This is a genomic window from Roseovarius tibetensis (assembly GCF_050896375.1).
In the GTDB taxonomy this organism is placed as follows: Bacteria; Pseudomonadota; Alphaproteobacteria; order Rhodobacterales; family Rhodobacteraceae; genus Roseovarius; species Roseovarius tibetensis.
Genome location: NZ_JBPBBB010000001.1, coordinates 324,842 through 337,243 on the forward strand (window position 1 = coordinate 324,842; position 12,402 = coordinate 337,243).

The window sequence follows — 12,402 nt, forward strand, 5'->3', positions numbered from 1 at the left end:
CGCATCCGCCCAACCGTCATGTAAGGTGCAGGTCGAGCGCTGCGGCGACCGGATTTGAGGCGTGACACTCACGAGCCGGAGGCTTCAGTCGTCATACCACATGCGCGACAGGTTGGCCTTTGCCTTGAAGATCCGGTCGAAGGCGGCCGTTTTACCATCGGTGTCAAAGATGGCGCGCGCGGCCACGTCAAGGTCATGCAGGATCTCGCGCCGGGCGGGGTCGCGCACCCAGCTGGTAATCCATCCAACGATCGCCACGCGCTCGCCTTCCGTCACGGGCTCCACCCGGTGCAGGGCCGATGTCGGGTAAAGCACCATGTCACCCGCCCCGAGCGTGATCGCCCGGTCCTCGACCGGATCCTCCATCACGAGCGCGCCACCCGCATAGCTGGCGGGATCGCTCAGCGACAGGGTGAAGGACAGATCCGTGCGATTGCCGTTCATCACCGGATCGTCGACATGCGTACCATAGGACATGCCGCCTCGATAGCGCGATAGCAGCATGCGCGCGTAGCGCCGCGGGCGCGCGATCGAGGTCACGATCTCATTGGTGTCCAGCGCCTTGCGCACCTGCTCGAAGATGGCGTCGAGTTCACGGCACGGTGTGGCTTGGAGGTTTGTCTTTACCTGTCGTGCATACCGCCCCGCGGTATTCCGACCGTCCTGATAGTCCAGCTTTCCGGCGGCCTCTTGCAAGGCCGCCAGATCATGGTCCCCCAAGACATTTCCGATCACGAAGACCATGCGTTACTGGCCGTCCCCCTCGCCGTTCGAAAGCTGGTTCGCCGCCAGTTCCATCCGCGCGGCGGCACCGTAGAGGATGCCCGGCTCCATGTCGAACGAGCCTTCGCCCTGCAGGTCGCCGAAGGCCGCCCCCGTCGCCTCGATCTGCTCGAGGATCGCCGCGCCGACCTTGGCCACGTCTGTATCATCGCTGTCAGCCATTTCGCGCGCCTCGTGCTCGATCGTGCGCAGAAAGCCCCAGCTGTCCTGATACTCGTGCAGGTTGGACACCTTGCCCCCCGCAACGGCGACCTTGTATTCGTCGCCGGCCACGCGGGTCAGTGCGATCAGGCCATCCACCTGCTGCGCCCGGCTGTACTCGGCGCGCGCGTCCTCAATCCCGGCATGCACCGTGTCGAAGAGCGACGAGACCTTTTCGAAATCCGCGTCGGACTCGGCGGCGGCGGCGAGCGCAGAGAGGTCGTCTTTCATGCCGTCCAGTCCAAGCTCTGCGAGGCGGTCCGCGACGGCGTCGTATTTCTCTTCGATGGGATGGCCCATATGGGTCTTGGCCGCCTCGAGATCGCCCTGCTCGTAGAGCGCGAGACCGGCACGGATATGGCCCTCCATGAATCCGAGGCCGCTCAGAAAGGCGGTTTCGGGTTCAAGTCCGGCGGACCCTTCGCCTTCACCCTCACCGCCTGCGGCGCTTTCGCCTTCGCCGCTGGCCTGTGTCAGCAGAATGGGATCGTCATTCGGTTGCGTGTCGCTTGCCGACTGTGCGGTGCCGGTAGTCATTGCGCCGGCTGTCACAAGCGCGGCAAGGCCACCTGTCATCCGGCGTGCGGCGATCCGGCGTGGTGTTTTGTCGGTCAGTTTTCCCATGTTCTCAATCTCCCGGTTTACTTTGACTTTGTTTACTAAAATAGTCGGAATTGTCAACGCCGGTGACGCACAGCGACGGCGCGACCCGTCAATCCGGTGTAAACTTCGTCCATGGGGACGCGATGCGCCTCTTGTTTCCGGATGTCAGTTTCGGCGCTGTGACGATCGGTTTCGGCATGCCGCACGCGTCCGGGCGGGCGGATCAGATCCGCGCGCCAACAGGGTTTGTCGACGCCGCCGCGTCTGTTGTGGCGAGAGGGGCGCAGGCAGCTTATTCGGACGGTAGCACCGGCTGGTTCATGAAAGAGGGCTTCGACACGAGGGTCGAGACATGCACTGCGCAGAAAACGAGCTAATGAATATTCGGTTGCAAAGCGGCTGACCGCCTTTTCTTGAGATTTCTAAACCCTTCTACCAGTATCATGTGTGGCACGGTAAGCGCGGCCAATCCGATGAAAACTGTTTGAACAAGATGCCTTGCAAGCCCATCCGGAGCTTCGACAGTCCGGTCATGCAGATAACCAGCGGCTGCGAGGGTAACAATCCCGGAAAGAAGCGCCGCGATGGCAAGGGCGCGTTTTGCACGCGGTACAAAAAGGATCGTGGTGCTGAAATGCCGAATTGAGTGCAGACCACAGAAATATATCGTGAAAAACATGAGGGGCGGGAGCAAAGCCGCGAGCCCCCACAAGATTGCCTGTTCCGTCGCCGCCCGGCCCCGCGCCTCTGGCCTGAATAGGCATGTCGCGGCAAAAAGGAACAATCCGAGAGCACCGGCCATTGCCGCTGCATGCGCGATGACGCCGGCCGCGGCCGGCGGCGCGAGATAGGCAAAGAGCATGGCCACCTCTTCGGGATGCACCAATGCAGGGGCGCCGATTGTCGCCACCCCTCCCGTCCAGCGCAGTGGCGATGCGGCGTAAGACCAGTCGTCGGAAAAGTGCAGCACCGAGTAGGCCAGAAAGGCAGCCAGGGCAATTCCGGGCACGAGGGTCCAAAGCACGATTACGACGGAGGCCAGCCCCAGATACACCGCCATGAAACGCAGCTTGCCGCGCCATCCGTGAAGCGGCCAGAGCGCCTCGGCGATCGGCAGGTCGAGCGCGCCGTGCGGCAGGCCCAGAATGGCGACAAGCGGTGCCAGAAGCAAAAGCTGCGCAACAAGTCCGGGCTGGGCGAACATGTACCACACCACCGCCAGTCCCGCGCAGCAGCCGAAGAGCACCGTCTGCCAGGCCGGGTTGGTCGTCATGCCGGAACCAATGCGGCGCGCAGAAAAGGCAGGGTCGGCAGCGATGTCATCACCGCGAGCCTGTCCACCGGATGCACCGATCCCGACAGGAACCGCTCCAGCCGGTCTGGGGCCGCGTTGCGAAACAGCGCCTCGAACAGCGCCGGCCCACGCTCTGGCATCGTCTGCAGGACCTGCAGGAACACCCGGTCCATGAACCGCGTGCCCGGCCCGTCCAGGCGCATTTGCGGGTGGGCGCCGCGCCGCAGCGCCGCCGCGACACGATCGGCCTGCGCCTGGATACGGGTAAAGGCATAGCCCGTGGACGGGCGTGCCGCCCCGCCCCCAAGGCCCATGCGGATCACGCCATCGTCGGATGACTCGCCATAGCCGACCTCCATCGGCAGGGCGCCGGCTTCCTCGCGCAGGACCTCTGTCGCGCCGGGTGACAGCGCGGCAATCTCGGCTTGCAGCCAGTCCTCGAACACGGCCTGGCCGGGCGAGGCCGGCGCGAAGGACGTGACCTCGACCAGCGCGCGATCCGGGGCGAAGGGCAGGATGTAGACGAAATCGACACCGCGGCTGCGGGCGGGGCGAAACTGCATCAGCTGCACGCGGGCCGGGTCGAACACCGCGCGCTCTGTGCGGATCTCGCGGCCCAGAAAGAACTGCCCGTAGGTCGGAATCCTTTGCGGCGTGCGCGTGTCGATCACGTGATTGGCGCACAGCGCGCCGGCGTCGGTCTCGATCTGCCAGCCATCTTCCGTTCGGCGCGGGTCCGATGCGCCCACCCCGAGCGTCAGCGAGGCCAGCGGGCTGTCGTCAATCACCGACTGCGCCCGGTCATAGAACGGCCCGGCGGCCACGCTTTGATAGCGCAGATGCGGTGACGTGCGCCCCACCATGCCTCCCGGTCCGCCGACATCCCAATGCGCCCAGGACGCGCGCACGCAATCCTCGAACGGATCCGGGGCGGTGCGCCAGAAGCTCCAGGCGCGGTCATCAGTGTAGTGCGCGCGCGGCTCGATCACCTGCAGGCTGCGCCCCGCCGCGGCCAGCCGGGTGGCGACGCTCAGCCCGGCGCAGCCCCCGCCGAGGATCGCGATATCGACGTCAAGACGCGGCATGATGGCGCTCCGTGTTGGCGGCGCGTCCGGGCCGGACATGCGCGGTCACGCCATGGGCCGCCAGCAGCAGCTTGCGCCATTTCGGCACGACCACCCGGCCGCTCAGCGGATCACAGGACCGCGCACGCAGCTCTGCCCCGATGCCGGAATACATCGACGCGGCGGCGGCCACCGCAAGCCGCAGGCGCAGCGGCAGCACCGGCAGACCGGCGCACCCCGAGGCGTACAGCGTGTCGGCCCGCGCCAGCAGCATCGCCACGGCACGCGCGACATCGCGCCTCGTGTCGGGCGCGGCGGCAAGGATCGCATCGGGCGCATGCGGGCAAAGTGTGCGAGGCAGGTACCGCCGCCCCACCGCCGCATCCTCGGCCACATCGCGGCAGATATTGGTCAGCTGCATCGCCTTGCCCAGATCGGACGCAGGTCCATGCCAACGGGCGGAGATATCAAAAAGCGTGCAGATCATCACGCCGACGGTGCCGGCCACCCCCATGCAGTAGCGGTCGAGCGCGGCCTCATCGGCAAGGCGGGTGGCGCCGGTATCGCCCGCAACGGTCTCGACCAGCGTGGCAAAGCTCGCCAGACCTTCCGGCGCCGCGTCAAACAGCGCGCGCGCCTCGATCGCCAGCGGATCGGCGCCGCCCGTGTCACGCAAGGCGGCACCCAGCGCGGTCAGCCGGGCCTGCACCTGCGGTCCACCCTCGGTATCGGCCAGATCGTCCACCGTACGACACAGCGCGTAGAGCCGCGCGATCCGTGCGTGATCCTCGGGCGGCAGCAGCCGTGCGGCAGGCGCGAAGCTGCGGGCATGGCGGGACAGGATCGCTTCGGGTGTCATGTCTTTTGTCATGGAACCACCGCCGGGGCCGGCACGACCGTGTCCAGCACCTTCGCCGAGGACACCACGCCCGGCAGGCCCGCGCCGGGATGCGTGCCCGCGCCGACGAAATACAGACCCTCGACCCCCTCGGCCCGGTTATGGAATCGAAACCACGCCGATTGCGAGAAGAACGGCGAGAGCGAGAACCCGGCCCCGTCCACCGACAGGTAGTTGGATTTGAAATCCTCGGGCGTCATGGCGAATTCGGCCGTAATGGCCTCCGACAGGCCCGGCAGCATCGAGGCGTCAAGCGCCGCGACGATCCGGTCGCGCAGCTTCGGCCCCTCGACCGCCCAGTCCTGCCCACCGGCAAGGTTGGGCACCGGGCACAGCACGTAAAAGCTGTCCTTGCCCTCGGGCGCAAAGCTGGGATCGGTTGCGGTGGGACGGTGCACGTAAAGCGAGAAATCCTCGGCCAGCACCTTGCGGTGGAAGATATCGCTCAGCAATTCCTTGTAGCGTTCGCCGAACCAGACGGTGTGATGCGCCACGTCCGGCCATGTCCGGTTCGCCCCGAAGAACAGCACGTAAAGGCCCATCGACAAACGCCCGCTTTTCGCGCGCAGTTTCGCGACGGGCGATTGCACCTCGGCGGGCAGCATCTCGCGGTAGACATGCACCGGGTCCATGTTCGACACGACGACATCGGCCGAAAGTTCCAGCCCGTTGTCCAGCACGACCCCGGTCGCGCGCACCCCGTCGAGCCGGATACGCGACACCGTCGTACCAAGGCTGATGGTGATCCCCTCTTCCTGCATCAGCCGCTCCAGCGCGTCGACCAGCGCGCCGGTACCGCCCTTGCAGAACCAGATGCCGTGCGTGCGCTCCAGATGGTTGATCATGCCGTAGATCGCGGTCGTGTCGAACGGGTTGCCGCCCACCAGCAACGGCTGGATCGAGAAGGCGCGGCGCAACCGGTCATCCTTGATGAAGCGGCTGACCATCGACCACACGCTTTCGTAAGACCGCAAGCGCACAAGATGCGGGATCTGTCGCAGCATGAACCCCAGCGAATGGAACGGCGTGGTCGACAGGCGCTGGAAGCCGATATCGTAGATCTTCTTGGACCATGCCCCAAGGCGGCGATAGCCATCGACATCCCGAGGCGACAAGCGCGCGATCTCTGCCTGGGTCGCGGCCTCGGTCGGGCCGTAGTCGAAGGTCTCGCCATCGTGGAAATGAAAGCGGTACCACGGGTCGGGCTCGACCAGTTCGACGTAATCCTCGAGGCGTTTGCCGAAGAGCGTGAACAGCTCCTCGAAGAGATGCGGCGCGGTCAGCACCGTGGGGCCGGCATCGTGGCGAAACCCCTCATGCTCGAACACTTGCCCGCGTCCACCAAGCCGCGCGCAACGGTCGATGAGATGCACGTCATAACCGCGCGCCTTCAGGCGCAGTGCTGCGGCGATTCCGCCAAATCCGGCCCCGGCGACAATCGCGCGGGGCTGACAATCGATCGAGGTATCACGCGGCATTGGAATACTCCGTCAAGGTGCCGTCCAGACGGTCGGCAAGGGTGTGAAAGGCCGATCCGGCGCCGTGCGGCAGGTCACATGCCAGCCGACGCGCCCCGGTCAGCGCGTCCTGGGCTGAACGTCGCGCGGCATCTCGGGCCTCGGCCGGTGTACTGTCCCCGGATTTGAGGATCGTGCAGATATTGACCCGGTTCGCGGCCTGATCCGCGTCGAGATCGTGCAGGTCGTCCAGTATCTGATAGGCGATCGCCAGCTCGCGCCCTACTCGTGCAGCGTCCCCAGTGTCACGCAGGCCCGCCGCACAAAGCGCAAGCTGCACCGGCAGCGCCAGAAGCGGGCCGGTCTTTGCGGCGACAAGGGCTCGATACGCCGCGACAGAAGGGATGCGCGCTGCCAGATCAATTGTCTGCCCGCGCGCCGTCTCGGCCACGGCCTCGTGCAGCAGCATGATGGCGCGGGCGGGGTCGGGATGACGGCCGAGGCTGGCATAGGCGGCGGATATCATCAGATCGCCCGCCGAGATTGCGGCGGCTTCGCCATGGGCGTGCCAGACCGCTAGCCTACCGCGCCGCACGGGATCACGTTCCTGCAAATCATCATGCACGAGCGAGGCGTTGTGCAAGAGCTCCACCGCGCAAGCGCAGGCTCGTGCCGCCGCGGTATCGAGGCCGAGCATCGCGGCGGCATCCAATGCCAACGTCGCACGGGTTCGGGCGCCCCCGGTGTCGAGGTGGTAAGTGGCAACCGAACCGACCGATCCGCCCCCGAGAAGGGCGCGCATCGACTTCTCGACCGCCATGCCGTCGACGTTCCATTGCACTGACACCACGTACCTCTTTTGAAAATTCTGAAATGGGATGGTATCGCTGCCCGCGAGATGGCGGGCAGCGACGACCTTACTCGGCCGGCTGTGCCGACGCTTTCTGGCTTTCGAAGTAGGAGATGCTCTTGCGCTGTGCGATCATGAAGATCAGCACACCGAACACCGCCTTGGCCGTGATGTCGGCCACCGTGTAGCCGACCTCGATCACCGTGGTCGCCGTCGCACCCTCAAGGCCGACAGCCCCGGCGAAGTAGACGACAGGATAGAACGCCCAGCTGGCGATCACGAGGTAGCGTGCACCGCTGATCAGGCCACGTGCCTCTTCCGGCTGATCGTCGATCGACTTCGACAATCCGACAAACAGCTCGTAGACGATCCACAGGAACGGGATCATCGACGCGATGCCCCAGAACCAGCGCGCGCCTGCAGTCTCGGCGATCTCGCCCGGATATCCGAGGGCGATCATCAGCGCCGCCAACAGACCGAGGCGCGTGGCACGCGACACGGTTTCCGACCGGCTGAGCCCCATGACGAGGATCAGTTCGACCAGCAGCAGCGGCACCGTCAACAGCCAGTCGACATAGCGGTATGCCTGATTGAAGGCATAGCCCGTTGTCGCGACCGTACCTTCGGTCACGTCAAACGCGGCCTCCCAGCTTTCGAATATTCGAAAGTAGTGGTAGGCGGCGATAAAGGTAACAAGACCGGTGATGGTCATTGCCGTCCTGTATTGCGGAGCGACCTGACTGCGTCCCAACCAGAAAAAGATTGTTGCCGCAGCAAGAGTCGCGAACGCAAACGAGAAAGCATTGTAAATGAGGTCGTATTGCCCCACCGAGATGTTTTCCATGATTTTGCTCCTTGTGCATACGTTGGTGTACGCGGCGATAGAGGTAACCTAGGGACCCGGTCCGGAAAGCCTTCGAGACTGTATGTCGCATACGGGGCTGCCCCCGTGACGGCGCGCGGCCAAAGACGGGGCATGCGGATCTAGGAAACGCGATGCGGTTCTGGCTGCACGACCCTGCGTGTGTGGGTTCGGCTACTCGGCCACTTGCCGTCGCTGCCCGGACAGCACATCCGCGCCGTCGGCGCGAGCCAAGCGACAAGCTAAATGGATATGCGTCGCCCGTTGGCACGCGTCCATTGACATGAAGGGTTTCACCAAAAGGCTCGGCGTCTATCGGCAAGCCCACCAAATCACCACATGGCGCTCTTTCCTCGCGATGTCGAGCGAGGCTGCCCGAGGCTGAGTGCGGAAGCATCAAAATGACGAGCCAGAGGTAGCGGTGCGGCCCACGCCCGCATCGAAACGCTGCGCGTCACCCGATACCGTGGGAACCTTCGAAGATCGCATCACCGCAAGAGATCCCGACCGCCAAACCGCAAAAATCTACATCCGCATCGCCTTCATGACCCGCGTCTCGGCCCCCGGCACCGCCGAAAGCGTCCGCGTTATATGGCGTCAATGCGATAAGGGGCGGTCCCAGCGCAGGCCGCAATTTTGCAACAATGGCAGCCTCAAGTGCGATCGGGCTGGTCTGGACGCTGCCGGATGGCCGCGGGCCATCGGGGCATGGCTTGACAGCCGGGCATACGGTGCATGACGCATGCAAGACTATAACAGGAACGCGTCAGGACTTGCGGATGCTCGTCTATCCGATAGATGTCACTGTCCTAATATACGGACAAATCAGCCTGCTGCGCCGTCCGCACGCCAGCGCGGGTTTTTCGTGACCGGCCGGCAATGATCCCGGGGATGAGATCAGATGAGATCGACCCGATGACTTGGGTCGTACGTCATCCCTCGTCCACCGTCTGATGGCAGCGGATTGCCTCCCGGACGTCGGAATTCGGGACGGAGGCATCATCGACATGGCCCGCGCCGAAAAATGCCGCCGGATCGCACATGGCTATTGTCCCTTGAAAACCGGATCGCGTTTTTCGTTGAAGGCCAGCACACCCTCGCGCCGGTCGTCGGTGGGCACGGTGCGGTTATAGGCCTCGATTTCGAAGGCGAGCCCGTCCATGAGCCCCATCTGCAGCCCTTTGTGAATCGCTTGCTTGGCCTGTCGCACGGCGATGGGTGCATTGGCGGCAATTGCCCTCGCCGTTTCCAGCGCATCATCCATCAGCGTGTCCGGCCGGCAGACCCTGTTGGCCAGCCCCCAGTCCAGCGCCTCTTGCGCACTGAAAGGACGCGCCGAAAGGATCAACTCTTTCGCGCGCTTCTCGCCAATGGCGCGCGCAAGGGTCTGGGTGCCGCCCGCACCGGGGATGATGCCGATGCGCACTTCCGTCTGGGCAAAGCGTGCCGTGTCCGCGACATAGATGAAATCAAGCGCCGACGCCAATTCGCACCCGCCCCCGTAAGCGGCCCCGTTGATCGCCCCGACAGACGGCACCGGGCAGGCGATCACGGCGCGGATCATCCGCTCGAACACAAGGTGCTGTGCGCCCCATGCCGCATCGGACATGCCTTTGCGCTCTTTCAGGTCGCCACCCGCGCAAAATGCTTTCTGGCCAGATCCTGTCAGGACCAGCGCGCGCACTTGCCCCGGCGACATGGCCAGTGTCTCGAAAAGATGGGTCAGATCCCAAGCCATCTGCGTGTTGAACGCGTTGGATGCCTCGGGCCGGTTGAGCGTGATCAGCAGCACGTGGTTGTCCACCTGCTCGGTCTTCAAGGTCTCAAAGCTGTCCATTATCGCAAAGCCCTCCCTGCGGCGTGGTTAGACTATGGGGGGGGGTCTCGACAACATCTTCATCAAGCGGCTGTGGCGGACCCTGAACCGCAGGTCTGCGAAGCGAACTACGGTTGTATCCACCTGCATGGCTGGAAGGCCGGGTCAGAAGCGAAGGCGGGCGTCCGGAAATGGATGACCTTCTACAACCACCAATGCGCACATTCTGCCCTTGGCGGGAAATCACCTGCCGTGGTCTGTTGACTGAGAAAACCCAACCCGATCAGCAGGTGCAACGAGTGGCTTGATCTATGCCAGCCCCCTTCGAGCGGCGATTCAGACAGCACCCACCCGGCTAAATTTGCTTAAGAAATGCTTATACGCTCTTCACAGCGGCTGTCCTCGCCACCTCAGTTTTTCCAATAAGTACGTGATTTCGTTGTGGTGGGCGACCTAGGAATCGAACCTAGCGTGCGTCTCCGCGAGGGAGTTACAGTCCCCTGCCACACCTTGCGGCCTGTCGCCCACACAGCGGCGGTTTTGCACCTGCTGTAACGGTGGGTTACAAGCGGGCGGAAAAGGCGTCAACCGGAAAATCGCTTGCACGCGATGGCCGCGCGGTGCAGGGTCGCGCGCTGGAATTGAGAGGGGCGACGGGCATGAAAAAGCCCCGATGGGTGATAGAGAAAGAGCAGGCCCGCCGCGCGGAGGGGGCCGAAACGGTGTGGCTGTTCGGGTTGCACGCCGTGCGTGACGCGCTGGAGAATCCGCGCCGCGAGAAGCTGCGCCTGATCGTGACGCGCAACGCCGCCGACAAGCTGGCGCCCGCGATCGCGACGAGCGCGATGACGCCCGAGATCGCCGATCCGCGCAGGTTCACCGCCCCGCTCGATCCGGGCTCGGTTCATCAGGGGGCGGCGCTCGAGGTCAAGCCGCTCGATTGGGGGCCAATGGCCGAGGTCTGCATGGGTGACGGGGTGCAGGGCCCGCGCGTGGTATTGCTCGACCGGGTGACCGATCCGCATAACGTCGGCGCGATCCTGCGCTCGGCCGAGGTGTTCGGCGCGCGTGCCGTGATCGCCCCGCGTCACCATTCCGCGCCCGAGACGGGTGCGCTGGCCAAGACGGCGAGCGGCGCGCTGGAGCGTCAGCCCTATCTGCGGGTACGCAACCTTGCCGATGCGATCGGCGACTTGCAGAACATGGGCTATATCGTTCTGGGGCTGGCCGGCGAGGCCGAAGAAAGCCTCGAAGCGGCGCTGGAGGGGCGGCGCGACCGGCCCGTCGCCCTGGTGCTGGGCGCGGAAGGGCCGGGATTGCGGCCACGCACCCGGGACACGGTAGACCGGCTGGTGCGCATCGACCAGGCCGGCGATTTCGGCTCGCTCAACGTGTCGAACGCCGCCGCGGTGGCGCTTTATGCCTCGCGGGGCTGAGCACGTCCGGGGGATTGGACATGGCGGAATTTCGGGCAATATAGGCGATATGGCCCACAAGATCGCCACATGCACCTATTGCGGCACGCGCGCGGCGCTTGTGCTGGATCGCGCACGCCACGAGTTGACCTGTGCAAGCTGCGGAGCGCCGCTGCATGACATGAAGGCGCTGCCCAAGGCCAAGGTTGCCCGGACCCGCGCGTCGGGCCCGCCCGGTGCGGATCCGCGCCAGCCGCGCGGCACGGCGCGCCCGATGACGCTGCCCCGGCAAAGCTACGAGGGCGACCGCCGGCACAGCCCCCCGCCCCGGCCACGCAAACGCCGCAAAGGGCTGGGCCGGCGCGTGATGGAAGAGATCTGGGACGTGGTCGAGGATATTTTCGATTGACGGGTTCTCTTCAACCGCCGGTCACAGATCTATTACAGGCCTTTTTATCCGGGAATCGGGCATTATATAAGATGCAGAAGCGGCGGAACGGAACATCGCCGTTTCCTATCACTGTCCCTCGTTCCGCGACTGGCGCCCAAGTTCTACTTGGGCGCTTTTTTCTGCGCGCAACACGTGCTTTATTACGGTCATGAGCGAAGAGTACAGCGATTCCCACCTGCGCGATATCCTGTCCCGCACGCGTCGCGTCGCGGTCGTGGGCGTGTCGATGAACCCGGTCCGCCCGAGTTATTACGTGGCGCGTTATCTCGGCCTGAGGTCGTACGAGGTGGTGCCCGTCAATCCCGGCCACGCGGGAGAGCGATTGTTCGGGCACAGTGTCGTCGCCTCGCTGTCGCATGTCGAAGGCGGTGTCGACATGGTCGATATCTTCCGCCGCCCCGAACACGTCCCTGCCATTGTCGACGAGGCGCTGGAGGCGTTTCCCGACTTGCAGACCATCTGGATGCAGATCGGCGTGGAGCATGCGCAGGCCGCCGCCAAGGCCCGTGCGCGCGGCGTCGACGTGGTGATGAACCGCTGCCCGAAGATCGAGTACCAGCGCCTCTTCGGGGAATTGCGGATGGGCGGGTTCAATACCGGCGTGATCTCGTCGAAGTTGTAACCGGGGAATCGCGTATTTTTGGCAAGGTAAAGCCGGGGACGGTCGCTGCGACAGGGCTGGATCACGGCGTCGGGCGTGATAGCTAG

At 64.6% G+C, this 12,402-nt stretch carries 13 protein-coding genes, 1 tRNA gene and 1 pseudogene; 5 read left to right on the forward strand and 10 right to left on the reverse strand.

The genetic code is table 11. The features are described from left to right. Window positions 1-84: 84 nt before the first annotated feature. Both ACROSR_RS01640 and ACROSR_RS01645 read right to left on the reverse strand, forming a co-directional pair. Window positions 85-744 carry a Fe2+-dependent dioxygenase gene (locus ACROSR_RS01640; RefSeq protein WP_432682008.1) on the reverse strand — a complete coding sequence of 220 codons (660 nt, stop codon included), beginning with the start codon at window positions 742-744 and terminating at the stop codon, window positions 85-87. Between the two features lie 3 nt (window positions 745-747). After that, window positions 748-1,608: a hypothetical protein gene (locus tag ACROSR_RS01645; protein WP_432682009.1), complete on the reverse strand. Its 861-nt coding sequence runs from the start codon at window positions 1,606-1,608 to the stop codon at window positions 748-750. A gap of 62 nt (window positions 1,609-1,670) precedes the next feature. On the opposite strand from ACROSR_RS01645, the gene ACROSR_RS01650 reads away from it, so the two are divergent. Continuing rightward, a complete protein-coding gene (locus ACROSR_RS01650; RefSeq protein WP_432682010.1) occupies window positions 1,671-1,964 on the forward strand; it encodes a class I SAM-dependent methyltransferase in 294 nt (97 codons plus the stop codon). Here the strand turns inward: ACROSR_RS01650 and ACROSR_RS01655 are convergent. The 6 genes from ACROSR_RS01655 to ACROSR_RS01680 all read right to left on the reverse strand — a co-directional run bounded on the left by ACROSR_RS01655 (window position 1,961) and on the right by ACROSR_RS01680 (window position 7,994). After that, a complete protein-coding gene (locus ACROSR_RS01655) occupies window positions 1,961-2,860 on the reverse strand; it encodes a Brp/Blh family beta-carotene 15,15'-dioxygenase (RefSeq protein WP_432682011.1) in 900 nt (299 codons plus the stop codon). The genes ACROSR_RS01650 and ACROSR_RS01655 overlap by 4 nt on opposite strands. Continuing rightward, the gene (locus tag ACROSR_RS01660; protein ID WP_432682012.1) at window positions 2,857-3,966 is read right to left on the reverse strand and encodes a lycopene cyclase family protein; all 1,110 of its coding nucleotides are present in this window, start codon (window positions 3,964-3,966) and stop codon (window positions 2,857-2,859) included. The genes ACROSR_RS01655 and ACROSR_RS01660 overlap by 4 nt, the downstream gene beginning before the upstream one ends. Continuing rightward, entirely contained in the window at window positions 3,953-4,804 is an 852-nt protein-coding gene (locus ACROSR_RS01665; RefSeq protein ID WP_432682013.1) for a phytoene/squalene synthase family protein, read from the reverse strand. The genes ACROSR_RS01660 and ACROSR_RS01665 overlap by 14 nt, the downstream gene beginning before the upstream one ends. A gap of 8 nt (window positions 4,805-4,812) precedes the next feature. After that, complete coding sequence (gene crtI / locus ACROSR_RS01670) at window positions 4,813-6,321, reverse strand: phytoene desaturase family protein (RefSeq protein ID WP_432682014.1); 1,509 nt, start codon at window positions 6,319-6,321, stop codon at window positions 4,813-4,815. Beyond that, on the reverse strand, window positions 6,311-7,147 hold the full coding sequence (locus tag ACROSR_RS01675; protein WP_432682015.1) for a polyprenyl synthetase family protein: 837 nt from the start codon (window positions 7,145-7,147) through the stop codon (window positions 6,311-6,313). Before ACROSR_RS01675 ends, crtI begins: the two co-directional genes overlap by 11 nt. Window positions 7,148-7,217: 70 nt before the next feature. Next, complete coding sequence (locus ACROSR_RS01680; RefSeq protein WP_432682016.1) at window positions 7,218-7,994, reverse strand: bacteriorhodopsin-like; 777 nt, start codon at window positions 7,992-7,994, stop codon at window positions 7,218-7,220. Window positions 7,995-8,484: 490 nt separating this feature from the next. On the opposite strand from ACROSR_RS01680, the pseudogene ACROSR_RS01685 reads away from it, so the two are divergent. Then, window positions 8,485-8,601: pseudogene (locus tag ACROSR_RS01685) on the forward strand (IS5/IS1182 family transposase); the annotation flags it as partial. 456 nt (window positions 8,602-9,057) lie between these two features. Here the strand turns inward: ACROSR_RS01685 and ACROSR_RS01690 are convergent. Together ACROSR_RS01690 and ACROSR_RS01695 are read right to left on the reverse strand one after the other, a co-directional pair. Next, window positions 9,058-9,849, reverse strand: a complete 792-nt coding sequence (locus tag ACROSR_RS01690) for an enoyl-CoA hydratase/isomerase family protein (RefSeq protein ID WP_432682017.1) — start codon at window positions 9,847-9,849, stop codon at window positions 9,058-9,060. 421 nt (window positions 9,850-10,270) lie between these two features. Beyond that, a tRNA-Tyr gene (locus tag ACROSR_RS01695) sits at window positions 10,271-10,354 on the reverse strand. Between the two features lie 133 nt (window positions 10,355-10,487). Here ACROSR_RS01695 and rlmB point away from each other — a divergent pair. The 3 genes from rlmB (at window position 10,488) to ACROSR_RS01710 (ending at window position 12,316) form a co-directional block, all read left to right on the forward strand. Continuing rightward, window positions 10,488-11,264, forward strand: a complete 777-nt coding sequence (gene rlmB / locus ACROSR_RS01700; RefSeq protein ID WP_432682018.1) for a 23S rRNA (guanosine(2251)-2'-O)-methyltransferase RlmB — start codon at window positions 10,488-10,490, stop codon at window positions 11,262-11,264. A gap of 49 nt (window positions 11,265-11,313) precedes the next feature. Further along, window positions 11,314-11,652, forward strand: coding sequence for a hypothetical protein (locus tag ACROSR_RS01705; RefSeq protein ID WP_432682019.1), 339 nt, complete (start codon window positions 11,314-11,316; stop codon window positions 11,650-11,652). 190 nt (window positions 11,653-11,842) lie between these two features. Beyond that, window positions 11,843-12,316 (forward strand): CoA-binding protein, encoded by a 474-nt coding sequence (locus ACROSR_RS01710; protein WP_432682020.1) that lies wholly within the window; start codon window positions 11,843-11,845, stop codon window positions 12,314-12,316. The last annotated feature ends 86 nt before the right edge of the window (window positions 12,317-12,402 follow it).

What these genes read in the sequence shown, in the direction of transcription:
- ACROSR_RS01640 (WP_432682008.1), bottom strand. Translation starts at nt 744, where the DNA reads ATGGTCTTCGTGATCGGAAATGTCTTGGGGGACCATGATCTGGCGGCC.
- ACROSR_RS01645 (WP_432682009.1), bottom strand. Translation starts at nt 1,608, where the DNA reads ATGGGAAAACTGACCGACAAAACACCACGCCGGATCGCCGCACGCCGG.
- ACROSR_RS01655 (WP_432682011.1), bottom strand. Translation starts at nt 2,860, where the DNA reads ATGACGACCAACCCGGCCTGGCAGACGGTGCTCTTCGGCTGCTGCGCG.
- ACROSR_RS01660 (WP_432682012.1), bottom strand. Translation starts at nt 3,966, where the DNA reads ATGCCGCGTCTTGACGTCGATATCGCGATCCTCGGCGGGGGCTGCGCC.
- ACROSR_RS01665 (WP_432682013.1), bottom strand. Translation starts at nt 4,804, where the DNA reads ATGACACCCGAAGCGATCCTGTCCCGCCATGCCCGCAGCTTCGCGCCT.
- crtI (WP_432682014.1), bottom strand. Translation starts at nt 6,321, where the DNA reads ATGCCGCGTGATACCTCGATCGATTGTCAGCCCCGCGCGATTGTCGCC.
- ACROSR_RS01680 (WP_432682016.1), bottom strand. Translation starts at nt 7,994, where the DNA reads ATGGAAAACATCTCGGTGGGGCAATACGACCTCATTTACAATGCTTTC.
- ACROSR_RS01690 (WP_432682017.1), bottom strand. Translation starts at nt 9,849, where the DNA reads ATGGACAGCTTTGAGACCTTGAAGACCGAGCAGGTGGACAACCACGTG.
- rlmB (WP_432682018.1), top strand. Translation starts at nt 10,488, where the DNA reads ATGAAAAAGCCCCGATGGGTGATAGAGAAAGAGCAGGCCCGCCGCGCG.
- ACROSR_RS01705 (WP_432682019.1), top strand. Translation starts at nt 11,314, where the DNA reads ATGGCCCACAAGATCGCCACATGCACCTATTGCGGCACGCGCGCGGCG.
- ACROSR_RS01710 (WP_432682020.1), top strand. Translation starts at nt 11,843, where the DNA reads ATGAGCGAAGAGTACAGCGATTCCCACCTGCGCGATATCCTGTCCCGC.